At 70.6% G+C, this 23583-nt stretch carries 25 protein-coding genes; 12 read left to right on the forward strand and 13 right to left on the reverse strand.

Translation table 11 applies throughout. The features are described from left to right. Nucleotides 1–36: 36 nt before the first annotated feature. Nucleotides 37–969 carry an aminoglycoside phosphotransferase family protein gene (locus ABH941_RS29120; RefSeq protein ID WP_370132542.1) on the reverse strand — a complete coding sequence of 311 codons (933 nt, stop codon included), beginning with the start codon at nucleotides 967–969 and terminating at the stop codon, nucleotides 37–39. A 346-nt stretch (nucleotides 970–1315) separates the two neighbouring features. Here ABH941_RS29120 and ABH941_RS29125 point away from each other — a divergent pair, with 346 nt between their 5' ends. The 8 genes from ABH941_RS29125 (at nucleotide 1316) to ABH941_RS29160 (ending at nucleotide 11181) form a co-directional block, all read left to right on the forward strand. Further along, entirely contained in the window at nucleotides 1316–4777 is a 3462-nt protein-coding gene (locus ABH941_RS29125) for a DNA polymerase III subunit alpha (RefSeq protein ID WP_370132543.1), read from the forward strand. Then, complete coding sequence (locus ABH941_RS29130; protein WP_370132544.1) at nucleotides 4774–5787, forward strand: helix-hairpin-helix domain-containing protein; 1014 nt, start codon at nucleotides 4774–4776, stop codon at nucleotides 5785–5787. The genes ABH941_RS29125 and ABH941_RS29130 overlap by 4 nt, the downstream gene beginning before the upstream one ends. 151 nt (nucleotides 5788–5938) lie before the next feature. Continuing rightward, entirely contained in the window at nucleotides 5939–6739 is an 801-nt protein-coding gene (locus ABH941_RS29135; protein ID WP_370132545.1) for a hypothetical protein, read from the forward strand. Nucleotides 6740–7602: 863 nt separating this feature from the next. Then, nucleotides 7603–8052, forward strand: a complete 450-nt coding sequence (locus tag ABH941_RS29140; RefSeq protein WP_370132546.1) for a hypothetical protein — start codon at nucleotides 7603–7605, stop codon at nucleotides 8050–8052. Between the two features lie 107 nt (nucleotides 8053–8159). Then, nucleotides 8160–9005 (forward strand): hypothetical protein, encoded by an 846-nt coding sequence (locus tag ABH941_RS29145; protein WP_370132547.1) that lies wholly within the window; start codon nucleotides 8160–8162, stop codon nucleotides 9003–9005. An 80-nt stretch (nucleotides 9006–9085) separates the two neighbouring features. Beyond that, nucleotides 9086–9583 (forward strand): hypothetical protein, encoded by a 498-nt coding sequence (locus tag ABH941_RS29150; RefSeq protein WP_370132548.1) that lies wholly within the window; start codon nucleotides 9086–9088, stop codon nucleotides 9581–9583. Between the two features lie 39 nt (nucleotides 9584–9622). Beyond that, entirely contained in the window at nucleotides 9623–10336 is a 714-nt protein-coding gene (locus ABH941_RS29155; protein WP_370132549.1) for a hypothetical protein, read from the forward strand. 86 nt (nucleotides 10337–10422) lie between these two features. Next, nucleotides 10423–11181, forward strand: a complete 759-nt coding sequence (locus tag ABH941_RS29160) for a nuclease-related domain-containing protein (RefSeq protein WP_370132550.1) — start codon at nucleotides 10423–10425, stop codon at nucleotides 11179–11181. Nucleotides 11182–11241: 60 nt separating this feature from the next. Here ABH941_RS29160 and ABH941_RS29165 read toward each other — a convergent pair whose 3' ends face one another. From ABH941_RS29165 to ABH941_RS29195, 7 genes are all read right to left on the reverse strand, one after another. Beyond that, nucleotides 11242–11697 carry a hypothetical protein gene (locus ABH941_RS29165; protein ID WP_370132551.1) on the reverse strand — a complete coding sequence of 152 codons (456 nt, stop codon included), beginning with the start codon at nucleotides 11695–11697 and terminating at the stop codon, nucleotides 11242–11244. Further along, nucleotides 11619–13076 carry a hypothetical protein gene (locus ABH941_RS29170; RefSeq protein ID WP_370132552.1) on the reverse strand — a complete coding sequence of 486 codons (1458 nt, stop codon included), beginning with the start codon at nucleotides 13074–13076 and terminating at the stop codon, nucleotides 11619–11621. The genes ABH941_RS29165 and ABH941_RS29170 overlap by 79 nt, the downstream gene beginning before the upstream one ends. After that, entirely contained in the window at nucleotides 13069–13284 is a 216-nt protein-coding gene (locus ABH941_RS29175) for a hypothetical protein (protein WP_370132553.1), read from the reverse strand. Before ABH941_RS29175 ends, ABH941_RS29170 begins: the two co-directional genes overlap by 8 nt. Before the next feature lie 100 nt (nucleotides 13285–13384). Beyond that, a complete protein-coding gene (locus ABH941_RS29180; protein WP_370132554.1) occupies nucleotides 13385–13855 on the reverse strand; it encodes a hypothetical protein in 471 nt (156 codons plus the stop codon). A 490-nt stretch (nucleotides 13856–14345) separates the two neighbouring features. Beyond that, nucleotides 14346–15155, reverse strand: coding sequence for a methyltransferase (locus tag ABH941_RS29185; RefSeq protein ID WP_370132555.1), 810 nt, complete (start codon nucleotides 15153–15155; stop codon nucleotides 14346–14348). A 328-nt stretch (nucleotides 15156–15483) separates the two neighbouring features. Beyond that, on the reverse strand, nucleotides 15484–16290 hold the full coding sequence (locus tag ABH941_RS29190) for a hypothetical protein (RefSeq protein ID WP_370132556.1): 807 nt from the start codon (nucleotides 16288–16290) through the stop codon (nucleotides 15484–15486). A gap of 64 nt (nucleotides 16291–16354) precedes the next feature. Continuing rightward, nucleotides 16355–16801: a hypothetical protein gene (locus ABH941_RS29195; protein WP_370132557.1), complete on the reverse strand. Its 447-nt coding sequence runs from the start codon at nucleotides 16799–16801 to the stop codon at nucleotides 16355–16357. A gap of 143 nt (nucleotides 16802–16944) precedes the next feature. Here ABH941_RS29195 and ABH941_RS29200 point away from each other — a divergent pair, with 143 nt between their 5' ends. Together ABH941_RS29200 and ABH941_RS29205 are read left to right on the forward strand one after the other, a co-directional pair. Then, complete coding sequence (locus ABH941_RS29200; protein WP_370132558.1) at nucleotides 16945–17127, forward strand: hypothetical protein; 183 nt, start codon at nucleotides 16945–16947, stop codon at nucleotides 17125–17127. An 82-nt stretch (nucleotides 17128–17209) separates the two neighbouring features. Continuing rightward, nucleotides 17210–17491 (forward strand): HU family DNA-binding protein, encoded by a 282-nt coding sequence (locus ABH941_RS29205; protein ID WP_370132559.1) that lies wholly within the window; start codon nucleotides 17210–17212, stop codon nucleotides 17489–17491. Between the two features lie 502 nt (nucleotides 17492–17993). Here the strand turns inward: ABH941_RS29205 and ABH941_RS29210 are convergent. Further along, complete coding sequence (locus ABH941_RS29210) at nucleotides 17994–18164, reverse strand: hypothetical protein (protein WP_370132560.1); 171 nt, start codon at nucleotides 18162–18164, stop codon at nucleotides 17994–17996. A gap of 4 nt (nucleotides 18165–18168) precedes the next feature. Further along, on the reverse strand, nucleotides 18169–18927 hold the full coding sequence (locus ABH941_RS29215; protein ID WP_370132561.1) for a sortase: 759 nt from the start codon (nucleotides 18925–18927) through the stop codon (nucleotides 18169–18171). 814 nt (nucleotides 18928–19741) lie between these two features. On the opposite strand from ABH941_RS29215, the gene ABH941_RS29220 reads away from it, so the two are divergent. Then, nucleotides 19742–20152 carry a hypothetical protein gene (locus tag ABH941_RS29220; protein WP_370132562.1) on the forward strand — a complete coding sequence of 137 codons (411 nt, stop codon included), beginning with the start codon at nucleotides 19742–19744 and terminating at the stop codon, nucleotides 20150–20152. A 22-nt stretch (nucleotides 20153–20174) separates the two neighbouring features. Here ABH941_RS29220 and ABH941_RS29225 read toward each other — a convergent pair whose 3' ends face one another. The 3 genes from ABH941_RS29225 to ABH941_RS29235 all read right to left on the reverse strand — a co-directional run bounded on the left by ABH941_RS29225 (nucleotide 20175) and on the right by ABH941_RS29235 (nucleotide 21888). Next, a complete protein-coding gene (locus ABH941_RS29225; RefSeq protein WP_370132563.1) occupies nucleotides 20175–20339 on the reverse strand; it encodes a hypothetical protein in 165 nt (54 codons plus the stop codon). 120 nt (nucleotides 20340–20459) lie between these two features. Next, the gene (locus tag ABH941_RS29230) at nucleotides 20460–21365 is read right to left on the reverse strand and encodes a hypothetical protein (protein WP_370132564.1); all 906 of its coding nucleotides are present in this window, start codon (nucleotides 21363–21365) and stop codon (nucleotides 20460–20462) included. Nucleotides 21366–21402: 37 nt separating this feature from the next. Continuing rightward, a complete protein-coding gene (locus ABH941_RS29235; protein WP_370132565.1) occupies nucleotides 21403–21888 on the reverse strand; it encodes a hypothetical protein in 486 nt (161 codons plus the stop codon). 228 nt (nucleotides 21889–22116) lie between these two features. Here ABH941_RS29235 and ABH941_RS29240 point away from each other — a divergent pair, with 228 nt between their 5' ends. Continuing rightward, a complete protein-coding gene (locus tag ABH941_RS29240; RefSeq protein ID WP_370132566.1) occupies nucleotides 22117–22824 on the forward strand; it encodes a hypothetical protein in 708 nt (235 codons plus the stop codon). Nucleotides 22825–23583: the final 759 nt, after the last annotated feature.

Here is a 23583-nt window from a genome sequence, read left to right on the forward strand (position 1 = left end):
GGCACCAGCCCGGTCCACGGTTCGCAGCCGGGCAGGTCAGACGCCCTCGGCGAGAACCCTGGCCAAGCGTTCGACGAAGTCGGTCAGCTGCTCCAGCCCCGGTCCGCGGCGTGCCCGGCGGAAGCCGTGGCGACGGCCCCAGAAGGCCGCCTGGACGGCATGCAGCTGCGCCCACCGCTGGGTGCGGTGGCGGTCCAGTTCCGCGGACTCCGTGAACACGTCCAGGACGCGGCGGGCTGAGCGGCCAAGGTCGGTGGCTTCGAGCAGGACCGTTGCGCGGGACTTGAGCAGGGTTCCGCCGTCGTAGGCGCGATCCCCGGCGTACCCCTTGGCGTCCACGGCCAGCCACGCCTCGCGGTCCGCCGCCAGGATGTTCCGGGCATGCAGGTCGCCGTGGACGAGGACGTCCGGCTGGTCGCGGCCCAGAACGCGGACGGTATCCACGGCGGCGTCCACCACGTACGGGGGCAGGGAGTGCGGAAGCTCGCGCGAGTCCCGGAGCAACTGCTCCTCCCAGTCGTCGGCCCGCTCCCGCAGCCGGGGAAGGCCGGGCGGGGCGGGGACCGCCAGTCGGCGACTGATCCGTCCCGCCACCGCGACCACCTCGTCGCCGTCCTGGACCTGCGCGAGGGTTGACGTCCGGGTCCGCTCCAGCAGCATCGCGAAGTGCTCGTCGTCGCGCTGGTAGAGGCGTACGGCCCCGTGGCCGCCCCACGCCGCCAGCGCGTCCGGTTCGTGCGTGTTGCCGGGGTGCGGGAAGGACACTTTCAGTACCGCGGGCCCCTGCCAGGAGCGGCTTGCCGGCACGACCAGCCCGACGCCGCCGTAGGTGACCTCCCCGTCGGCTTCGCACCCCCAGCGGTCCAGCAGCCTCTGTGCGATCGCGGGCAGCTCGCCGATCCACTGCGCCCCCGGCTCCCCTTCGCGTTCGATGGTGGTGCGTGCGAACGGCTCGGGAACCTGGATCATGCAGGCACCCTATGCGGGGCCGGCCGCAGCCGAGGGCTCTGTGCAGTCGCCGCAGATGGCGCGGCGCGGCGCGGCCGACGTCCGGGCCGACCGGATGTCCCGGGGGGTGCCCGGCCCGTATTTTCTTTTCGACCTCTCTGGCAGGGCCCCCTGTCGCCCCAGGCGGCGTCAAGTTCCGCCGGGGGTCGCACGGTTGGCCCGCAGCGTGCGGTCTGGGCCCGTCACTGATGCTCAAGATCACGCTGACCTGCACGAACATACGAGTAGAACAAATATTCGATAAGAGGCACACTGGTGTTCCCCGCACGGGAAAACATGGATAAAGGGGATAAAAGGGCAAGGAGGTGTGGCAGTGCCGTTTCCGCACCTGCACACCTCCACCGGCTTCAGCTGGGGCTACGGCGCCTCCCACGTCGCCGACCTCGTCGCCCGCGCCGCCGAGCGCGGCATCCCCACCCTGGCCCTGACCGACCGCGACACCACCATCGGAACAACCCGCTTCCTCCAGGCCTGCGACCAGCACGGGATCCGCCCGATCCTCGGCGTCGACCTGGCCGTCGCCGCCCGCCGCCCGTCCGGTCCGCACCCCCGCACCCGCACACCCGCTCGCGGCGGCGCCCACGTCAGCGAACCAGCCCTGCGCACCACCGTCCTCGCCCAGGACCGCGCCGGCTGGACCCGCCTGTGCCGCCTGCTGTCCTCCGCCCACGCCGGCCCGGACGCCCCCACCGCCACCTGGCACGACCTGCACACCCACGCGACCGACCACCTCACCGTGCTCCTCGGGCCGAACGCCGAACCCCTGCGCGCCCTGACCATCGGCCGCACCGACCTCGCCGAACAGCTCCTGGCCCCCTGGCAGGACCTCGCCGGGCAGAACCTGCGGCTGGAGATCGTCTGCTACGGCCTGCCCGGCACCGGCCCCGGATCCGTACGCCTCGCCGCACACACCCTCCAACTGGCCGACCGGCTCGGCGTCACCGCGGTGCTGACCAACGCCGTCCGCTACGCGAACCCCGACCAGCACCGCCTGGCCGACGTCCTGGACTCCGCCCGACTGCTGCGCCCTATCGACCGCCGGCGTCTGGACTGCGGCGAGCGCTGGCTCAAGGACCCCGCGGCCATGGCCGAACTCGCCGGCCGCGTCGCCCTGGCAGCCGGCTGCGACCCGCGCCGCGCCGCCCGGCTCCTGGACGACACCCGGACCACCGCCGAGCAGTGCGTCCTTGACCCGGTCACCGACCTGCGCCTGGGGACCGCGCACTTCCCCGAGCCGCAGGCCGTCGGCGCCGACGCGACACCCGGGGCCGGAGCCCGCCTGCTGCGCGAACGCTGCGAGGCCGGGATGGTGCGCCGCGGACTGGACCGCGACCGCGAGGCGCTCCAGCGCCTGGACGCGGAGCTCGAGGTCATCGCACGCCTTGGCTTCGAGTCGTACTTCCTCGCAGTCGGACAGGTGGTCCAGGACGTCCGGGACATGGGCATCCGGGTGGCCGCCCGGGGCTCCGGCGCCGGGTCGATGGTCAACCACGCCCTGTACATCGCCGCCGCCAACCCGCTCAGCCACCGACTCCTTTTCGAGCGCTTCGTCAACGAGAAGCGCGCCTCCCTGCCGGACATCGACCTGGACGTGGAGTCGGCGAAACGCCTGGCCGTCTACGACAGGATCATCGAGCGCTTCGGGCCCGAGCGGATCGCCGTGACGGGGATGCCGGAGACCTACCGAGCCCGCCAGGCACTGCGGGACTGCTCACTGGCCCTGGGCATCGCCCCGCCCGAGGCCGACCGGATCGCGAAGGCGTTCCCGCACATCCGCGCGTCCGACATCCGGGCGGCCCTCGCCGAGCTCCCGGAACTTCGGGACCTCGCCGCCGTCGCCGAGCGCTACGGCCCGCTGTGGGAACTCGCCGAGGGGCTGGACAAACTCGTCACCCAGTACTCGATGCACCCGTGCGGGGTGATCTTGTCGGACGCGACCCTGCTCGACCGGCTGCCCGTCCAGCCGACAGCAGCGGGATACCCGATGGTCCAGGCCGACAAGGACGATGTGGACCTGGCCGGCGGCTTCGGCTGGGCCCTGCTGAAACTGGACGTGCTGGGCGTGCGCATGCAGTCCGCGATGGCGCACGCGGCCGCCGAGATCCGCCGCACCACCGGCCAGGACGTGGACCTCGACGACGCCGAGCAGGTTGATCCGGCTGACTTCTTCGCCTTCAAGCTCATCCAGGAGGCCCGGACACTCGGCTGCTTCCAACTCGAGAGCCCCGGCCAGCAAGATCTTTTGTCTCGGCTTCAGCCCCGCGACGTCCAGGACGTCATCGCCGACATCTCGCTGTTCCGCCCCGGACCGGTCGCCGGCGGCATGCCCGAGCGGTACATCGCCGCCCGGCACGGAACCGCGCCCGCCTACGCCCACCCGGACCTGGAGCCCGTGCTCGGCGACACCTACGGCGTCACCATCTGGCACGAGCAGATCATCGACACCTTCGCCCAGCTCACCGGCTGCAGCAGGGAGATGGGCGAGGTCGCCCGCCGGGCCCTGGGCGACGAACGCCGCCTGCCCGCCCTGGAGACCTGGTTCCGCCAGCAGGCATCCGCACGCGGCTACAGCCAGCAGGTCCTCGACGAAGTCTGGGAAACAGTCCGGGAGTTCGGGGCCTACGGCTTCTGCCGCGCCCACGCGGTCGCCTTCGCTGTACCCGCCCTGCAGAGCGCCTGGCTCAAGGCCCACCACCCGGCCGCCCTACTCGCGGGCCTGCTGGAGCACGACCCCGGCATGTGGCCGCGCCGCGTCCTGGTCGCCGACGCCCGCCGCCACGGCGTCGCCGTCCTTCCCGTCAACGTCAACCGCTCACGCCCCCAGCACAGCGTCGAGCCGACCGAACCGGGACACTGGGGAGTACGGCTGGCACTGACCGCCGTCAAAGGCATCCGCGACGACGAGGTCCAGCGCCTGGCCGAGGGCCAGCCCTACGCCTCCCTCTCGGACCTGTGGCAACGCGCCCGACCGACCCGACCCACCGCCGAGCGGCTCGCGCAGATCGGCGCACTCGCCGACCTCGCCACCGGACTCACCCGACGCGACCTGCTGCTGCAGATCACCGAGATGCACCGACAGAGCCGTACCCGCACCGCCGACGGACAACTCCTCCTCGACGACTCCCCCCTGTCCGCCGAACCCAGCGGCCTGCCCGAAATGACCAGCCGCGAAGCCCTCGGCGCGGAACTGACCGTCCTACAGATCGACGTCACCACCCACCTCATCGAACACCACCACCGCCTGCTCCGCGAGATCGGCGCCACCGACGCCGCCCACCTGGCCGACCTGGACGCCGGACGCACCGTCCTGGTCGCCGGCGTCCGCGCCTCCGTCCAGACACCCCCCATCGCCAGCGGAAAACGAGTGATCTTCCTGACGCTCGAGGACGGCTCCGGCATGGTCGACGTCGCCCTGTTCCAGGACTCCCACCCCCGCTGCGCCCACACGGTCTTCCACAGCGGACTGCTGCTCATCCGCGGCACCGTCTCGCGGCGCGGCAACCGACGCACCGTAGTCGGCACCATGGCCTGGGACCTGGACCGCCTCGCCGCCGCACGCCGAGACCACGGCCCGCAGGCCGCCCTGGCCCTGCTGGGCACCGACGCTCCCGCCCCGCCCAGCACCCCCGCCGCGCCGGGAGCGGGCCGCACCCTGACCGACGGCACGACCGGCGCCCGCCTGCACGCCTGGGCGGACCTCCAACCCGCCGGTACCCGCTCCGCCGACCTGACGGCCCTCGGGCACGCCAGCCCCGGTTCCGCCGGATGAACCCGACCACCCGCATCCTCGCCCACGTGCGCTTCCACACCACCGCGCACGATCCCGCCCAGTACCGGGAACTGATGGACCTGCTGGAGGACATCACCCCGCTGGTCCAGGCCCTGCCCCCGTACGAGGCCGTCGCCGACCTGACCGGAGCACCCCGCTACTGGGACAGCGACTCCCAGGGACTGGCGCACCTCATCCAACTGCGCACCCTGGCCCTGCACGACATCACCACCACCGTAGCCACCGCCCCCTCCCTCATGCTCGCCGCCATCGCCCTGACCACCGCCGACCCCGGGCACAGCGTCCACCTCGAGGACGACCCGCTCACGATCCAAGCGTTCCTGCGCCGCCAACCCCTGGACGCCCTGCCCGGCATCGGCCCGGTCACCGCCCGCACCCTGCGCCACCTCGGACTGCGCACCGTCGCCGACGTCGCCGACCTTCCCTCCGCGACCCTGCAACGCCTGGTGGGCGCCACCGCCAGCCGCCAGATCCGCGAGCGAGCCCTTGGCCACGACCCGCGCCCCGTCCAACCCGGCCGCCCCGCCGAGAGCGCGGCCGCCCACCACCCCTTCCGCCACGACGAACTCCTGACCACCGCCCACCGCGGCGCCCTGATCGGCCTCGCCGACGCCCTCGGCAACCGCCTGCGCCGCCACCAACAGGTCGCCCGCGGCATCGAGGTCACTGTCCGCTACGCCGACCGCACCCACACCACCCGTAGCCGCCGCCTGCCCGAACCAACCGCCCACACACCCGACTTGGCCACCTGTGCCCAGGCCGCCTACGACGCCCTCGGACTCCAGCGGGCCCGCGTGCGCAGCATCACGCTGCGCTGCCAGGACCTCGCCCCCGCCCAGCTGACCCCCCGCCAACTCAGCCTGGACCCGCGCGCGGAGAAGGCCAGACGCGTGGAGGCCGCCACCGACCGGGCCCGCCTGCGCTTCGGGCCCGGGGCGGTCACCATCGCAGCGGCGGCCACCGGCGAGCTTCACCGCCGTACGGCCTGAACCCCGGTGCACCGGCCAACCGGTGACGCAGCGTCGACGAAACTTGACAGCACCAGTATGATCATCTAACCCTGTGTGATCATCAGGCCCGCAGTGGCCGCCAGGGCAAGACCACTCCCCAATCGTCGACCATCCCGCAGGTGAACCGGACATGAGCTCCAGCAACCACCAGCGCACGCAGACGCGCCCCGGTGGCTGCGTCGGCTTCTTCGCGCTCCCCTTCTACTACGCCATCCGCATCTTCCGCCCCAGCCGCAGCGACCGCGTCGTCGACGCCGGCGTCAACCTCGCCCAGCGCGCCCGCACCGCGGTGGGCCTGGCCGCCACCGCCTGGCTCCTGTACGCGTACCCGCTGCACGAGAGCGCGGCCCACTACGCGCAGAACCAGATCCTCGGAGCCCTCCAGGCCACCGGCGTCCTGATCATCGCCGGCCCGCTCGCGCTGGCCGTGTTCGTCATCGCGGCCCGTAGCCCCGGCCGCGCCCTCTACTGGCGGCGCCTGGCCGGCCCACTGGCGGCCTTCAGCTCCCTGTTCGGCGCCGTCCTGCTGGCCTGGTACCTGATCATGGACAGCGGTGCCCGGACCCTGGCCCTACACCTGGGCTGGTTCGCCGGCTTCGCCGACCTCGCCGGCCTCCTCGTGGGCTTCGGCGCCCTGGCCTTCGCCGGCACCGGCGCAGTCATCGCTGTCCACCACGTCTTCCGCACCGCCGACGTCCACGAAGTACTACCGCCGCTGATCAGCCCCGTCCTGGTGTGGGCCATGATGGTTCTGCAGCTCCTGCAGACCTCCGACGTGACCGCGCCGCAGTGGATCCAACTGCTCTTCCTCATCGGACCGCCGCTGTCGGTCACCGCGCTGGCGGCCTTTGAGCTGCGGCGCCTGCGGACCCGCTGGGGAATCACCATCGGCAGCGCCCTGCACCGTGTACCCGTCCAGCCGGCGCGCTGAACCGGGGTGCTGCTCCGGTGGTCCGTCCGGTCCGTTATCGGGCTGTGCCGTCACGGGGCAGCCCGTCGATCCGACGGGCTCGGGTCGGACTTGCATCCCCAGGGTCCTGCCGTGGCGAAGAACTCAGTGCTCGATGGCGGTGGCCGGAGCGGCGTCGGGATCGATGGCCTGGATCAGCCTGCGCAGTGTGTCTTGTGCAGCGGCGCCTGACGGAGCTACATATCGTCGGGTCCGCCGCCACGCTCAGATGCCCCACCCTTCACAACGCCTTGATAACGACTGGTCGGCTCGGCGGGGCCGCCCACCTTGCCGGCACCTACACCCAGACATGACCGACGAGAGACTTGCTGCCTTCATCGCCCTTCTGGACGCCGGACGCGCTGACGGCAGTAGCTGCCTTGACACCATTCCCAGCCCTGCACCGCCCTCTTGGGCTTCGCCCGAGCCCGGCCTGGACGCCAACTGGACCGCCTGTCAGAACTGCCTGACCAGAGGCGCGCGCCAAGCCAGCAGCTGACCCACCCGCCACGGCATGTCGGATGCCTTCCCCCAACGACACGTCGGCCCGGGCGGGGGATTCGGCGGCAGGGTGTCGTGTCCCGTGATGTGGGGCAGTTCGGGTGGCCGGCCCGGGCGGAGACGGGGACGTGTTCGACAGGATCAGCGTCGGCCGTGCTGTCCGACAGCTTGCCTGGGCACTGAAATCTTCGATGCGACGCTGAAGAGTTCCGTGCGCCACTGAAATCCTTTTGTGCGGCCGGACAACGCACGTGACGCTTATAACTTGCATTCGACGCTCATATTGGTATACTTATAAGCGTCACACTGTAGGGGTTCCGACCCCGGGGCCAGGTAGGAGCCGCATGAACGATCTCATCTTCCCCAAGGCCCAGGACGTCCTGCTGCCGTCCAGTCCGTACGAGGACCACGGGCGCCAGCGCAAGGCCATGGCCATGGCCTTCGACCTCTGGTGGAACCTGGCCAGGGAGGGCGAAGCCCTCACCCCCGAGCTGATCGCGGGCCTGACGCGCGAGGACTTCACGAAGTCCGCCAAGCGCATCCACGAGCGTTCGCCCCGCAGCGAGAAGACCGACCGCGCCATCCGCGCCTACCTGACGACGATCATGAACGAGTGCGCCGACTCCGCGCCGACCCCGACCTCGCGCCCAACGACAGCATCCAACCTGCGCAGGGAAGCTGATGCACCGCCGACCGTGCAGTCGACCGCCGCACCGGCACCCGCCACCGGGTTCGACGGCGGCAGGCTCCTGCGCGCGATCGGAGCGTTCGCCCGAGCGCTCGACCAGCCGTAGCCCCAGGCCGCCCGAGTGCCGCCGAACCTACCGGTCCGGCGGCACTCACCTGCCCACCCTTCCACCGCAACCGCCGCCAGGCGAACCGCTCGAGCAGGGAGCAGAACATGACCATCTACCTGCCCCAACCGCCCGCGCGCCCGCACGACGGCAAGGGCTGGAACAGGCTGTCCCTGAACGCCCACATGGACGACCGCGACCAGTGCGGCCTCCAACCCCTCAACCACGCCGCCCTGCGCGAGAGTGCCACCGGCCGGCAACGCTACGGCGGCTTCGGCCGCTGCTCCCGCCAGGGCCGCTGCCCCACGTGCCCGGTCCAACGAGCCCACCTCGACCAGCAGGGGCTCGTCTGGCCGCCCGCGACACCGGCGCTGGTCGCCCGGATCCTCCCGTGGCCTCTGGACCCCATGCCGCTGTTCGCCGACCCCGCCGCCGGACGCAGCAATCTGAGCCTGGTCACCTGGCCCGCTCCCGGCACGAACTCACAGCCAGCCACCTGGATTCAGATCCGCAACACCTCTGGGCTGCTGGTCGGCCGGGCATTCCGCGACAGGCGGGGAGCAGCATTCTGGCTCCTCCACGATCATCCCGGCATCACAGAAGCCGTCGTGCGCACGAAGCGGATCGGCTACCACGTCCGCCACGCCCTTTACGCCCGGTCCGGCGGCCCACGGCTCGCCGTGCTCACCTGCGCGGGCCCCTGTGCCCACACCGAGGTCCACCTGCGGCACCTAGCCGGCGACCTTTCGCAGGCTCCGACCCGCGGCGGCGCAACCCGTCAAGCGGCACTGCCCCGCTCCATCCCCGGCGCTCCCGGCGTGCAGCTGGAGTACGACGGCACCGTCGTGCTGCACCGGCACGGAACCACCACCCGGTTCACGTTCGACGTCTGGACCGCAGGCAGCGCCGCAGCACTGATCGCATACGCCGTGCGCCTGTGCGCTGAGCCCTGACGGCGCACCAGCAGCACGGGAGTCCGCGCCGGTCCGGTTGTTGACCAGGCCGGCACACCCCACCACAGAGAGCGAGGATCGTGCGCACCGTCGCCCGGAGCCACACCCGCATCATCACCGACCTGCGCCGAACCCTCACCCGTGTGACCCGCCACAACGGAACGCGGGACCTGGAGGGCGTCCGCGTCTCCGCCGCAGATGCCTGGGAAGCGTACGAGACGGTCCGCGAGACCTGGAACGGACGCAGGCGCTCGCCGACGCTGCGTGAACTCGACCCCGGAAAGCTCTACGAGATCCACGTCAGCAGGACCCTGCGCTACGAACTGCGGCCCTCCGCACCCGCTCTGTACACCCGACCCGCACAGCAGCGCGTCGACGTCATCGCTACGGCCCTCCCGACCCGCGTGCGGGTGTTCCTGGACGGCATCGAAGTTCCCGACACCGGGTTCGCCCTGCACGTCGTTGGCCCCGGCCTCAGCGAAGCGCAGGGAAAGGCGAACGCCCGGCTGGTCGCTGACACCGGGACACCGGCATCCGTCAAGGAGGCCCTGGCGACGGAAATTGACGCCCTTCGCTAGCTGCGCCCTACCGTCCGCCACTCAACCCGGAGGCCGCCCTTGCCCCTTCCCCCCGCCCTCCGCCTCCGCCCGCTGACGGCCGACGAGCGAACCTGGCTGTACGAACTGGACACCTACCAGGGCCCCAGAGACCCGCGGTCCGAGGCCCGCTGGCCCCACAACGCTCACTTCTGGCCCTGGTCGACCATCGCGGGAACGCGTCCCCACTGGGCGGTTCACCAAGCGCGGCCCGGAGGCGAATTCCTCTGGCTGTGCCGAACAGCGATCGTCAACCCGGAACTCGGCGAGTACCCCGAGTGCGGACGCTCCGGCCTGACCCGGACCCTGGCGGAGGCAGCCGCCACCGCGGCCGGACACGCCGCGTACCACGACGCGGACGCCGCCGAGGAGCAGCGCCGGGCGGCCCTGCACCCGCTGGACCTGCGGATCAAAGCGCACCGTCCCGAGACGCTGGCCGCCGTGATCCACCTGCAGGGCGAGGGCCCCGTACCGATCGAGGCGGTGAGCGGGTGGATCGCGGTGACCAGCGAGCCGGGGTTCGACGGTCTGCCGCGCGCGGTGCACCGCGACTTCCTGGCCAACAGCCTGCTACGGCTGGCCGCGGAGGGCCGGCTGTGCGAGCGGATCGCCGGCTCCTGGCGGGAGCGGACCGGTCAATCCTGCCAAGGACAGGGCAATCACACCCTGCTCTACGCCAGCTGGCCGTTCGCGGACCGCTGGGAGCAGAACTTCCGGACCGGGCAGCGGAAATGACCTCTCCTGCGCTGAGCGTCGCCTCTGTCCACAGGCCGGCGCGCCTACCGTCCACGAACCGACCCGTCCAGCCCAGGAGGCTCCCCGTGTCCGCACCCCGTCGCCCTGCCCGGCAGAAGGCCGGCGCCAGCGCCCAGAACATGGCCGACCGGACCCGCAAGACCCAGATCCGGGAGCAGCACCGGCGGGCCCGATGGATCCTGCCCCCGACCGCAGCGGCGCTCGGGGCCGCCGGATGGTTCATCTACCAGGCCACTGGGCTGTGGCAGGCGGGTGCCGCGCCCGCCCTGGCGGTGATGGTCACCGTGGTCCTGCGCCTGTACCGCAACACCGGCAGTACCTGGCAGACCGGGGCCCTCGGTGAGCGCCGCACGGGACGCATCCTCGCCCCGCTGGAGTTCTTCGGCTTCGGCCGGTGGGCGGTCCTGCACGACCGGCAGATACCGCGGAGCTCGGCGAACCTCGACCATCTGATCTTCGGACCAACTGGTGCTACATATGTTGATACGAAGACGTGGCGGTCCGCCCGGGCCAAAGTGACCGTCGATCGCCACGGAGAACTTTGGTACGGCCGTTGGCCCCAGCGCGAGACCCTGGAGACCGCCCTGTGGGAGGCCGGCCGTGCCTCGCAGGCGCTCGGGGGAGTGCCGGTCCGCACGGTCATCGCCGTCCACTTCGCCCACGTCCCCGCGGCGGGGCTGCACAGCGCCGGCGTGGAGATCATCCCCGCTGCTCAGCTCAGGCGCCATCTGCGCAACCTGCCGCGGCAGGCGGGATGGGACAGGACCGCGGTGCGCGAGATGCGGCGACGGGCCGACGCCCTACTGCCCCCGTATGTGGGCTGAAGTTGACCAAGAGTTGAAAAGAGTAGATTAATAGCTAGCGGACCCTGGGAAGGCGAGCCGTCACGTGTCACGCCCGGCGAGCACGACCTCCGCCCCCAGCTCGGTCCGGTAGGCACGATGAACCGGTCCGCTCAGACCGGTGTCCCCATCGTCCTCGGCGGGGCAGCCCTCGTTGTCGCGGTACTCCGCCAGGCCCGCGGACACCAGGGCGAGCACCGTGGGCCACGTGACGGTGCGCTCGAACGCACCCTCGGAGTCGACCCGATCCACCAGCGCCTTGGACTGCGCTTCGGTCAGCGCCGCGAACCGGCCCAGCGCGGTGATCCTGATCCGCCGGGCGAGCGCGACCGCCGGCTCGGGTCCCTCCAGGACGAAGCGGTCCGCGTCCTCCGCATAGGCGAAGCCCGCCCCAAGCAGGTGGCGCACCGTCGAGGCGCTCATGCGGCCCTTGAACGCCCCGTCCGCATCGGCGACCGCGAGCTTGAGATGACCGACCCCTGGAACGGGACGCTGCATGCTGACTCCTTCGACGGGGACGACAACGGGACGAGCGGGGAGTGCGACCCGGGCGATTCTTCAACGGAGGACCGCGGCTTCCGGGCGGGTTCGAGCAGCGCGCGGTACTGCGCGGCCCGGGACTCGCGCCGCAGCAGCTCGGCTTCTTTCTTGTGCACGTCCGCCCGCAGCTTCCTCAGCGCCCGGCGGGTGTCCTCGAGCCGTTCCGGGGCCTGGGCTCTACCCGCTGCCTGGCGCAGGCCCTGCAGGTCCGGACGAGCCAGGTAGTGCAGCGCCAGCGCCCGCAACACGCCCGAGGCACGGCGAGCCGTAGCCTTCGGGGCCCGTTCGGCCGTGTGGCGCCCGGTCGAGGTGCTCGCCGGTAGACGCTCCGGTGACGTGAGAGTGATCGCCTCGCTCCGGCCGGGGCTCCATCCGTGCGAGAGCCGTACCCCGTTGACGGTCGGCTCTTCGCTGTGATCACCGCTGGAGTACAGGGCGCTCCAGTGCCCGTAGGCGACGAACAGGCCCGCGGGGACGACGGCGTCGTCCGAACGGTCCGGGCCCACGGTGAACGCGCCCTGCACCCTGGCACCGTCGACGTCGTACACCACCCGCCCGGGCATGGCGTTGACCAGCCTCTCGCGGACTGTCAGCACACCGAGCCGCGCACCGCAGTCGTCGAAGAAGGGCAGGTGGACCGGGTCGGGTGCCGGTGCCAGCACCGGCTGCTCCGCCCGGCGCTGCAGGCCGGTGATCTGATTGACGCGGCGCCGTGCCGCTGCCTGCCTGGACCGCAGCTCCGCCAACTCGGAGCGCAGCTTGGCGGCGAGGTGCTGCTCGTACTGCTCGCAGTCCACAGCGCGGTGGGCAGCGGCGGCACGGACCAGGTCGGCCCGGTCGCTCCGGTCGCGCCAGTGCCCGAGCAGCGCCCGGAGCACCGACTCGAGACGCTCAGCGGTCCGGTCCGGGACCCGGTGGTGCGTTCCGTGCCCGCGGGCGACCGCGTCGGCGTGCACGCCGAGCCAGCCCGGCAGGTGGTCGGGGTCCAGGGCGGGGCTCGAGCCGGCCACCGTCACGCCGTTGATCACCGGCTCCAGTTCGCGGACGGTGTACCAGCTCCTCGAGCCGTCGCCGTCGCCGAATCGGACCCGCACGGCGCAGGGGAGTACCGCGCCGTCGTGGACGACCTCGGGCGCAACGACGAACACCCCCGTGGCCCGCGGGCCCCGCACGGCGTACCTGGCCAATCCGTGCGGCATCACCGACGCCTGGACTTCGACGGTACCCACCCGGGGTACCTCGATGTGGAAGCGGTCCTCGTCGACTGCGGCCGGATGCAGGCCGGGGTGCGCGGTGGTCGTGGTCCGCTGGTCTGCGGGCGGCCGGGGGCTACTCATCGGCCTGCGCCGGGCGTGCCAGTTCCGCGTTGTATTTGGCCAGGGCGGTACGTCCGGCCGGTGTGATGTACCAGGTCGAGCCGAGCCTCTGCGCGTGACGGGCGTCCAGCAGGGCCTGCAGTTCACCGTCGTCTCCGGTGATCTGGCCACGGGGGCCGGCGCCGTTCAGGACAGCGGCCAGCGAGGCCGCCATGGTCGTGGGGGGCATGGTTGATCCTTCGAGGAGGCCGGGGTGCGGACGCCTGCGCGCAGACGTCCGCGGCCGGTGCCGATCGGCAGGACGGCAGGTGGGTGGTGGTGAACGGGCGTCAGGAGAGGTCCGGGTCCTGGACGTAGACGGTCCTCGGGCGTCCGAGATGGTCGGTGACTGTCCAGGTGGAGTCGGTGACGGCCGGGTCGAGCTGCCGTTCGCGGGCCTGCTCGGCGACAGCCTCGGAGTCCTCGCCCGCGACTTCGATGGCCCAGGTGGCGGTGAAGGTGCCGGAGTCGGCGTCGAGGGGGACGGGAGTCAGCAAGACGAGGAGCTCCAGGTTCAGTGGACGCCAGCCCGCCGCGGTGAGGGTCTCGGTGTAGGCACGGTGCTGGACCTCTCGATTCCACGACTGGGCCCCGTCGGGATCGAACGCGACCAGGACGTGGACGGAGTCCGCCGTCAGGCGGTTGACCAGGATCGCGCCCAGGTCGTGCCCGCCGGCGCCAAGAGCGGCGCGAATGGCCTCCAGCGGCCGGTCGGGGCTTTCGGTGACAGACAGGGTGGTGGCCTTTCGCTCGCGCGGCATGCAGGACAGAAGGGGGCGGTCCGGCCCCGGGGGGTGGGGGCCGGACCGCCGGTTTCGCCCGGCCTCGCAGAGGGCCATCGGGCGGGGAAGTGGCTACCAGCGAACGGGAAGCTGCCGGGGGAGCAGCGTCGGCGTCCGAGCGGCGTCGGGGTCGCGGGGGCTGACCCGGGCGCGGTAGTCCACGGTTGATCTGGAGTCGACGGCCCTTCGGCCGAAGCTCGGGTTGCCCCGGGCCGCTGTCAGGTGGCGGCGGGGGGCCCGAGGGGCGGCGGGCTCCCCTGTCTGGAGTCTGCCGACCTGAAGAGGGAGGGCCGTGGTGACGGAGGTCGTGGTGCGACCGCCGAGGGCGGGCCGATGCGGATCACGTCTGGCACGGACACCTCCCTTCGCCCTTGTTGACACTTATAGTGTACCTCAAGTAGTAGGTAATGGGTAATTATAAGTGTCAATGACAGTAGTCGGGGAGATGGAACAGGAATGATTGGCGGGCTCACCGATCCCCGCGGGGCGCAGGGCCGACGTGCTCGGATGAAGCGTGAACCAGGCTGCGGGCTTCAGTGAAGTCGCACGTCACGACCTCTGTCCGCGGGGTGACGCCACGCCACTGGTGGCGGACGGACGAGGTGTTGATGGTGTAGCCGGGGGCGAGGCGGATGCCGGTCTCGCACTCGAATCGCTCATAGTCGGCGCTGCGTTGCTCGCGGAAGTACGGCTCGCCACTGAACCGGAACGGCGCGGACTCCTGGGGGATCAGGAAAACCCCGTAGTCGCCGAGCGCGGCTGCCACAGCCAGCGCGTGGTACTCGAAGCGGCGGCTGCGAACCGCCGGTCCGCCCCCGGCTCTCTGAACGGCGCCGTACGGCGGATTGCAGATCACGGTGTCGAAGCGGCCCAGGCCGTCTGGCAGGTCGAAGATGTCCGCGCAGACCCAACGCGCCTCGGGCAGCACCTTGCGGCCGACCCGGACATACTCCGGATTGCGCTCCACGCAGACCAGCTCGCGCGTCGGCCTCCCTGCCGCCTGGGCCTCCCAGGGGTTGAGGTGGCGGGCGGCCGCCGCCAGACGGCCGGCGCCCGCGCATAGATCCAGCACCCGAACACCAGCCACGTCGACGGCCATGTCCCGGGCCAGCTCCAGCGGCGTGAAGAACGCGCCGTCCAGGCTGTTGGAGGCAGTGGAGGATTCCTGCCAGTGCTCCAGGACGAACTCGCGCTCCCTCCACGTGAGTTCGCGCTGGAGGTCGACGAGAGCGCAGGCCCTGCGGTGCTGGGCGGCCTGATCCTTGGTGAGCTTCGACATGTTCGGTCCCTTCGTCGGGCTGAGTGGCTGGCTGCCTCGGGCTTCACCCAGTCGTGCACCGGGCAGGCTGGCATGGGCGCCCAACTCACGGACCGTTGGCCCGAATCCGCAGCGTGCGCTGACGAACTGGTCGAGACGCGACGGTGAGTGCGAGACGGCATGAATACTTCGACGGGCAGGCAGGCAGGCAGGCCCGGGGCCAGGGAGTTGAACTCGTCGGCGTGACGGCTCGAGTGGCGGCCTCGGGCCGAGGACCTCCATCGGCGAAGGCGTGGCGCGTAGTCGTCCTACCGGCCTGCGCTGCCACCCCGCTGGAATAACCGGTGTGCTACCGAAGCCTTCCGCGATCTCCGACATGGGCGGATTGCGCGCCAGCCATCGAGCAGGCGACCACCTCGCCCAGGAGTATCTGCGGTGAAGCTTCCAGAGCGCGTACGGCGGGGGCGATCTCGGGTGCGAGCACTCGTCCCTCAAGGACGGTCCGGGGATCCAGCAGGGCGAGGATCTTCAGCCCGAGCTCGGCCGGCACGTCGGTCAGGCGCAGCTCCATGCTCGCTCCGCTCTCGCTCAGCCGGACACTGCCCGAGGCCGCCGCAGGCGGCATCGCGGCGTGGCGCCGGGCTCCGGACCACGAGGACAACTTGCGCTCGGCGGCCTCGTGCGGAGCGGAGTGCGCGGTCGGGCCCAGGCCCGGCAGGACCCGCTCCATCCGCCGGTTCAGCTCGGCGCGCCCGGCGGCCGCCCGGTCCTCCAGCGCCTGGTCCGCGCGGGCACGCTCCAGGAGATCGAGATACCCGGGCAGGAACCGCCGCGCCACGTCCCTGGCCACAGCGGCCACTGGCCGGTCCAGGCTCGGGCGGAAGGGCTGTGGTGCCCGGCCCCGGAAGGCGGAGGGGAGCCGGCCCTCCACCGTCATCCTGCGTCCGGCCGGGCCCTTGCGCCAGCTGCCTTCGTGTCGCACCCACAGGTTGGAGCCGCCCGGGTGCAGCAGGGTGGCCTCTCCGTAGAGTCCGGTCCCGGGGAGCGAGGTCCAGCCGCCGCCGAGGACCCGGTCCAGGTTCCACTGCTCGGCCATGGCTCGCCCGATGCCGGCGAAGACGGCCTGCTGGCTGGTCGGCGTCAACGCGGTGTTCACGGCAACTCCTTCGTGCTGGATGGACGCTGCTGCAATTGGGGATGGGGCCCGATCCGAGGGTGGGTCAGACTATGTGGCGGTCGCTCATGTAGCGGTCCAGACGGGGCAGCCTGCCCCGGCCGGCGAACAGTTCGGGTGTCGGCTCGTCCTGGTGGCCGTTTTGCAGGGCTCGGGCGAAGTCGACGGCCTCGGTGAAGGCCCTGCGGTATCGGTTGTGCCGGGCCAGTAGCGAACGCCAGGCCCTGACCAGCGGCCATCGCGCCTGTGCGGCTTCGCGGGCGAGGAGCCGGTCGAGCAGGAAGCGGCCAGCCACCAGTTCCCAGATCGCCTGCGCGGCCGCTGCCTCGCGGCTCAGGCCGCGGGCCTCGCGACCGGAAAGGGTTGACGCCGCCCTCGACGCGGCCCGGGCGATGTCGTGCCATTGTGCATCCGTCGCCGCCCGGGGTGCCGGGGCGGCGACGGCCGTGCGCGGCGCGAGTGCGGGGCGGAGCTGGAGAGCGAGAGTGGGCATGGGCGTACTCCTGGGGCAATGGATGAGAGTGACGCTTAAAAAGTATCCAAAATTGATGCTATGGTCAATTATAAGGGTCACTCGGTGCGGGTAGCCTCTCGTTGCTGGCGCTGCCGCGCCCGCCCCCAGTGAGGAGAACGCCGATGTCCCAGCGCGACCTGCCCGCCGCCCGACGGGCCTCCCTCGTGGCCGCAGCCGGAACCCTGGCCCTGGTGGGGGCCTTCGTGGCCGCGGGCACCTCCCACCTGTGGACGGCCGTCGCGCTGCTCGCGGTACCCGTGCTCTGCGGTGCGTGGCTGACCCGCGATGCTGTCCGCCGCCGGTGAAACTGTCGGCCCGGCCTGACCTGTCGGTGCGCCCTGGCAGTATCCCCAGTAGCAATACCAATCTGAACCGGAGAATCGAAATATGAACCGCAGTGAACTCGTTGCCGCTCTCTCCGAGCGCGCCGAGGTGACCCGCAAGGACGCCGACGCTATCCTGGCCGCACTGACCGACGTCGTCGGCGACGTCGTTGCCAAGGGCGACGAGAAGGTCACCATCCCCGGCTTCCTGACCTTCGAGCGCACCCACCGCGCCGCCCGCACCGCCCGCAACCCGCAGACCGGCGACCCCATCCAGATCGCCGCCGGCTACGGCGTCAAGGTGTCCGCCGGCTCCAAGCTCAAGGAAGCCGCCAAGGGCAAGTAGTCCGCACGCACAGTTCCCCGGCGCCGTCGACCATCCGGTCGGCGGCGCCGTCCGCGTACCGTGGAACGGCGGGCGAACGGAGCCCGCACCCCAAGAGAGCCGCATCCAGTGCGGGTCGTGCAGAGCTCCACCAAGGACCGACCACAGCGCCCAGCGCGGCCGCACCCCCAAGGGCCGCCGGATCGCGGCCAGGAGTTGAACTCCGGCACTCCGCTCACGCCAGCCGCGACGGCACGGTCCTGGCGCGTGGCTCGAACGACGTCCGGCAACGGGACATCGAGGTCAGTCCCGGCGGAGAAGAAGCCAACCAACTCCGAGGCCCAGGACGAGGAGCCGGCTGGCATCATCGCCGAGGGGACCCTCCGCTGCATCTTCGGCGCCACGTACGAGCGAACCCGCCCATGCCGGACCATGCGCACCCAGCGCGCTCACCCCGGTGGATTGCGAGCCAGAGCAGCCGGTGACGACATGCCGGAGCCGCGCTCACCGCAGTTGGTCGGCGTCAACCGCCGGACACGGGGCTGCCGCCCAGGGACGCACCGAAGTGCTCCATCAACCACCGGAAGCCGTCCGCCCACAGGAGGACCCCGGACGCGAGGACCAGGAGGGCCAGCAGCAGCACGCGGAACCAAGCCGGCCCGGGCAGCACCTTGAACATCAGTGCGACGATCATGAGGTCACTTCTTTCCAATGGGTGAGGTCGCTGCCGCGCCGGCCCGGGCAGCAGGAGAAGCAGCCGCGACAGGCGCCAGCGAGACACTGCCGGTGAGCCTGCCGAAGACGATGAACCGACCCGAGGACCCGAAGCGCGGTGTGCACGTTGTGATCGTGATCAGGTGATCAGCTGGATCCGCGCCGCGGCCCTGGTCCGGGCGCAGCACCCGAACATCGCCGGGAGCGGTCTGCTCGGTTGCGGTGACGGTGTAGGTGAAGTCGCCGTCAGCGGTGTCGACAAGGATCTTGTCGCCCACACGGATCGCCGAGGGCAGGTCGGCCATCGGCTCGAAGCCGCTGTCGGAGGAGCGGTGTCCGGCCAGGGCGAAGTTGCCGATCGCTCCTGCCGCGGCACTGCTCGGGTAGTGGCCCAGGCCCTTGCTCAACTCGGCAGCGCTGACGCCCTGGTAGAGGGGGTACTGCCACGAGGAGCCGAGAGCCGGGATACGGATCAGGGCGAGCACCCCGACCGGCAGCGGATGACCGGCACGCAACGCCTGCTGGATCACTTGATTGGTGTGCTGCTGCGCCACAGTTGGGAGCGGACTCTGGCCCCACATCAACCAGGCCACCGCCAAAACCGCGACCAGTCCGGCACCGGTGAGCAGTTCACCGAGCAGCATCAGCAGGCCCCGAACCGCGCGCCCTGCGCCCTGGCCTCGCGTCTTCCCTGCCGGCCGGGAGGTGGCTAGGCTTTGCGTCTCCTGCGGCTCGATGCTCAACGCGGTCCCCTTGATCGACTCGAAGGAGAACATCGTGAGCCGGGCCGCCTGTGGACAGAACCCACGGCCGCCGGCAGGCCAGCGCGCCTTCCCCGTCCGGAGGATCTCCTCCCGCCAGGGTCCGAAGCCCGGGTCCGACGTGCGAGGCTCACCGCCGAGCGCCGGGGCACGGAAGTGGTCACAGCGAAGCGTCCGGCGACCGCGGCGGGACCGATTCCGTGGGCGGGACTAATCAGGACATGGCACCTGCAGCAACTAAGCCCGGGATGCCCACGAGGCGATCGGGCAGCTCCCACCTGCCCTGGGCGCTCACCCGGTGTTGTCCCTCCCCCGTGCACGGAGGAGGCGGTACGCGATGATCAGACGGGTCGTGGACCCTTCTACGAAGCCCTCCGCCGCTTCCAGAGCGGCGGCTGGCAACGGCTCCTCAGAGTCATACCCCAGCGCTGGCCGTCCCTGGAGGTGACCGCACATCGACTCGAGGGTGTCCACCAAGGCGGCCCGATGGGACTGCTCCCTCGACAGCGACTTCAGCCACGGCAGCCGGTCCGCTGATCGGGTCGGCCGCGGGGGGAGGAGTTCGAGCAGTTCCTCCACCCGGTGGTCCAACGCTTGGAGCACAGCTGGACGCAGCCGGGCCACCAATTCGGCCCGGCTTCCGATGCCCGTGACGGGCTCAGCGGTAGTAGCCATGCCTCGACCGTCCCATGCCCCTACGACACATCCAGCTTAGACACGCAGCGGACTGGGCTGGAGCGGGCCGCCTGGTGGGCCCGAAATCGCGTTGTCACAGGCGGCAGGCACCATGAAGAGCATGGACGAGAACGTGAACGTCGCCGTTCGTCGAGTACTGCCCGCGCTTCCTAGCCACGACGAGGTGGCCGGGGAGCTGCGATGGGGTCGGTGGGAGCCGGCCCTTCTCGTCTCTCACCTTGACCCGCGCTGCTTGACGTGCGCTTATCCGGGGCCGCTGTCGACGGCTCTCGGCCAGAGTTGGTACACGCCGGAGCCGACCCACCAGCGCGTGGAGCGGTCCAGTCGCGACCGGCCCTCGAAGTGGGTGCGTGTGCAGCGCGCCCCCTACTGGGTCTCCTCGCACTGGGCTGTCAGGTGCCCCCAGTGCGACGAGACCTACGTCTGGCGGCGCGCGGACTGGGTGGAGATCTTCCATCAGCCGCCGACGACCGAGAGAGCATTGCCGCCGACCGAGGACGTCCTCTTCTGACAGCCCCAGGTGATCGGGCCGGTCAGCCGCCGTCGATGAACTCCAGAATGGAGGAGTCACCGAAGGCGGCCTCCCGATCGCCAACTCGAAGGCCGGTGAGCGAGGCCAGGTCGTGCGACTCGCTCTCCAGAAGCAAGGTTGCGGCAAGCGCCCGAGCCTTCGAACCGGCCGTGACGCGGAAGCGCATGGCGCTGGGCAGGGTCGTGAATACGAACGGGGGCGTGCTCCTCGGCAGGCATGTGGCTCAGCCAGCCGTGCTGGGCAGGCAGGATTGAAGGGGCGTCATGGGACGACGGGCATTGCCTGGTCAGTCGCTCCGGCTCAACTCGTCGAGGAGAGCTGCGGCGCGGTCCAGGGCGTGCTTCTGGCTCTCGCTCAAGACGTCATTGGGGTCGCCGGCCTCCCCGAACAATTCCACGGCCGACTGGACGAGACCGCGCAGGTCCCAGCCGTGGAATTCCTCCAGGAAGGGATGGATGGCGGCCTGGGCAAGCTCGGCCTGCCAGGGAGCCAGCACAGACGCGGGGGATTCGGCGTGGGGTCGGCCCTGGTCGTAGTGCGCTCGGATACTGGTGCTATCGGCGTCCCGACAGTTGCGGCACGCCTGGGTGAACTCCCCGCAAGCGACACTGTCACCAGGTCGCCCGTGGCGCCAGAAGGCGACGCTGCACCGGCTGCACATCGCGTCCGGCTGCGAACCGCCGACGGCGAGCACGGGCAGGACCCGTGCGACGAGGTCGACGTCCACCCGGTACAGGCTGAGGTCCCCCGTCCGATCGGGGTGCACACGCAGAACGTCCTCAGCTTGACGCTTCTCGAATCCGCCCTGCCAGCCGTCGGACAAGACGGGGCCGGCGTTGACGGAATAGTGGTCATCGCTGTCGCCCTCGCCCTGGACGAAGTACTGCCCGTAGGGAAGCGCCACGTCGTGGATGGCCGCCCAGGTCGCTGGGTTCAGTCCGGTCGCCTCCAGCGTGGCCTGCCCCGGACCGTCAACGTTCACGGTGACCCCTCCGAGGGGAAGAACGGCGAGGTCGAAGGCGAGACTGGACGCGCGCGTCGGGGGACCGCTGAGGTGGCGGCACGTCAACTGCGGGCACACCGCGATCAAGTAGGCGGCGGATGTCCGCCTGGCGTGCTCCAAGGCGGACTGCCAGGTGCCCCTGGCGGATCGCGGGTTGGTCTTCTCGGTGGGACGGGCGGGTGTGCACATGGCGGTGCTCCAAGGCTAGAACGGCAGGGAAACGACGTCAGACCGGCTGGACAGCGTCCGCCTTGCTCAGGTGGCCGCCAAGCCCGCACAGGGCGCTCGCCGCTGAGCTGATGTCCATGATCAGAACCGCGTCGGCGGTCTCGTTCGGGTGCACCCGGAGCCGCTGCTGCGGCTTTCCCTTGGCGCTGATCTGGAAGCTGCCGACCTTGGACGGTCGGCCGAGGGAGTTGAAAGCGTTCGTGAAGTAGATGTCACCGCTTGAGCACATTTTGCGAACCACGTCACTGGGCATGCCGGTCACGGTGATTGAGACCAGGAAGTCATCACGGATCTTGACCAGGGCGCTGCTATCCGGTCCGTCGTACCCGAGCAAGCCGCAGAAGTGCGCGTCCTTCGGGGGATTGCGGCGTCGGAGACTGCGGCATGCGGTCCCGAGCAGCGTGGCGATGGTGGTGATGTAGAGGTCCCTGGCCTGCACGCGCGCCAGGTCGGCGACGGCGATGGTCTGGTGCGACTCGAACAAGGGCGACCGCCTTCGGTGGGAAACGGGGACGGGAAGGCGGAGAACACACGGCCTTCCGATGGGTATTAATATACAGCAAATTCATCGGCTCGGCAAGTTGTGGCGGGTTGAACCCGCAGGTCAGTGGCAACTTCATGACGGCCTGCGGTCATTGTCAGTACCGCGGAGTATGTTCAATCCGAGGCGGCGAAGGCCCGTCTCGCCGAGTCGGCCCTGAGGAGGAAGCAGATGGCTGACCGGCGGGCGCCAGCACTCAACCGCGCCGCACATGCGGCCCTGCGCACCTCCAACGCGCAGACCGGCGAAGTCACCGCGACCCTGCCGGTACTGGCCGCCCTCACCGCCAACGGACTCGCGCAACCGTACGGCCGAACCCAACGGCACTACCTGACCGAGGCTGGCCGCCGTCTGCGAGACCAGCAACACCCCGAGCCGGCGACGACACCTGACCGTTCCACCGCCAGCCCGGTGGAGGCATCCCAGCTCACAGCGCCGACCTCCTTCGTGCCAGCATTCGGCGACGAACCCCTCGACCTCGCCGCTGCTGATCCGCGCCGAGCCCGCGAGGTCGCCACCGCCTGGCAGGGACTCCTCGAGATCCGCCGCCTTGCCGGAACCCACGGGATCGCCCCCATCGAACGCGTCCGCGTCCCCTGGTTCGTCGCACTTGCACTGGAGGCCGGCGGAGCCCCGCCCTCGGCCACCACAGCCCTCGCGCGCCCCGGGCAGCGCAGCCGCACCGGCTACCGGGTCCTGGAAGGCGACCGATCCGATACCGCCCGAGTCGAATGGCGCGGAATCAACCAGTCCGTCGCCCGCCAAGACGCCCCTGCGCAACTCCAGCGCTGCGCCAACGTGTTGACCCGAGCAGGATGGGATGCGCTGCTCTATATCGGCCGCGGCGGCGACCGATACCTGCTGGTGTCCCCGAAGTAGTAGCCCCAGCCCGGGGAGAGCGGCGCCCTCTGCACCCCGATGCGACCGACGTCCGCGCACAGCCAAGCATTCGACCGTAGACGTCGCAGTCTAGGGCCGCAAGCATTCCTTCGCGGATCCAAGATGCGGGACAGCCCTACTCGGCCGCCCGACGTACGTGCCCTGCCCGCCGATGGAACGCAGAAAAGTTCGTGAACACGGGGACTGGCGGCTGTAGTTGGTGTGCCCTCGGTGCAGGTCAGGAACGCATAGCGGAAGCCAGTTGGCGGACCGCACCTCCGCTGCCACCGGGCGAGATCGCATTGCCGCAGGTGAGTCAGGTATCGGTCCCCGATTCCTCAAGGTCTGCCACCTGGACCCGCATCCGCCAACTACAACCGGCAGCCACATTGGGACCGAGGACCGTAGTTGGCGGAGCGCGTATCGCGAGGTGCAGGTCAGAAGACCGCTGAGGAAGCCAGTTGGCGGATCCCGAGAACGATAGTTGGCGGCTCACGTTACCGCTGCAGCTGACCCGGAGCACGTCGGTGCAGGTCAGGAGGCGATGAGTCCGCTGCTGCCCCGTGGTCGCCAACTAGAACTCTCCTCCGCCATCTATAACTCTCGGTCGCACACATCCGAGTAGCTACCGATGCTGGGAAATCCTCAGAAGTTATCCACAGGGCAGCCCCCGTACGTTTTCTACCACTGCACAAGTCGGGGCCCCCGAGGCGAAACAGCGTCCATTCCCGACTTCCTTCGGCAGCGAATTCGGACAGG

The sequence above is a fragment of the Streptacidiphilus sp. EB103A genome (assembly GCF_041261405.1).
In the GTDB taxonomy this organism is placed as follows: domain Bacteria; phylum Actinomycetota; class Actinomycetes; order Streptomycetales; family Streptomycetaceae; genus Streptacidiphilus.

Bases quoted from the DNA above. Each gene is read 5' to 3' on its own strand.
- ABH941_RS29195 (WP_370132557.1), bottom strand. From the start codon at position 16,801: ATGCCCACTCTCGCTCTCCAGCTCCGCCCCGCACTCGCGCCGCGCACG.
- ABH941_RS29135 (WP_370132545.1), top strand. From the start codon at position 5,939: ATGAGCTCCAGCAACCACCAGCGCACGCAGACGCGCCCCGGTGGCTGC.
- ABH941_RS29225 (WP_370132563.1), bottom strand. From the start codon at position 20,339: ATGCGCTTCCGCGTCACGGCCGGTTCGAAGGCTCGGGCGCTTGCCGCA.
- ABH941_RS29230 (WP_370132564.1), bottom strand. From the start codon at position 21,365: ATGTGCACACCCGCCCGTCCCACCGAGAAGACCAACCCGCGATCCGCC.
- ABH941_RS29210 (WP_370132560.1), bottom strand. From the start codon at position 18,164: ATGATCGTCGCACTGATGTTCAAGGTGCTGCCCGGGCCGGCTTGGTTC.
- ABH941_RS29140 (WP_370132546.1), top strand. From the start codon at position 7,603: ATGAACGATCTCATCTTCCCCAAGGCCCAGGACGTCCTGCTGCCGTCC.
- ABH941_RS29205 (WP_370132559.1), top strand. From the start codon at position 17,210: ATGAACCGCAGTGAACTCGTTGCCGCTCTCTCCGAGCGCGCCGAGGTG.
- ABH941_RS29240 (WP_370132566.1), top strand. From the start codon at position 22,117: ATGGCTGACCGGCGGGCGCCAGCACTCAACCGCGCCGCACATGCGGCC.
- ABH941_RS29130 (WP_370132544.1), top strand. From the start codon at position 4,774: ATGAACCCGACCACCCGCATCCTCGCCCACGTGCGCTTCCACACCACC.
- ABH941_RS29165 (WP_370132551.1), bottom strand. From the start codon at position 11,697: ATGCAGCGTCCCGTTCCAGGGGTCGGTCATCTCAAGCTCGCGGTCGCC.
- ABH941_RS29170 (WP_370132552.1), bottom strand. From the start codon at position 13,076: ATGAGTAGCCCCCGGCCGCCCGCAGACCAGCGGACCACGACCACCGCG.
- ABH941_RS29145 (WP_370132547.1), top strand. From the start codon at position 8,160: ATGACCATCTACCTGCCCCAACCGCCCGCGCGCCCGCACGACGGCAAG.
- ABH941_RS29180 (WP_370132554.1), bottom strand. From the start codon at position 13,855: ATGCCGCGCGAGCGAAAGGCCACCACCCTGTCTGTCACCGAAAGCCCC.
- ABH941_RS29200 (WP_370132558.1), top strand. From the start codon at position 16,945: ATGTCCCAGCGCGACCTGCCCGCCGCCCGACGGGCCTCCCTCGTGGCC.
- ABH941_RS29220 (WP_370132562.1), top strand. From the start codon at position 19,742: ATGGACGAGAACGTGAACGTCGCCGTTCGTCGAGTACTGCCCGCGCTT.
- ABH941_RS29175 (WP_370132553.1), bottom strand. From the start codon at position 13,284: ATGCCCCCCACGACCATGGCGGCCTCGCTGGCCGCTGTCCTGAACGGC.
- ABH941_RS29120 (WP_370132542.1), bottom strand. From the start codon at position 969: ATGATCCAGGTTCCCGAGCCGTTCGCACGCACCACCATCGAACGCGAA.
- ABH941_RS29185 (WP_370132555.1), bottom strand. From the start codon at position 15,155: ATGTCGAAGCTCACCAAGGATCAGGCCGCCCAGCACCGCAGGGCCTGC.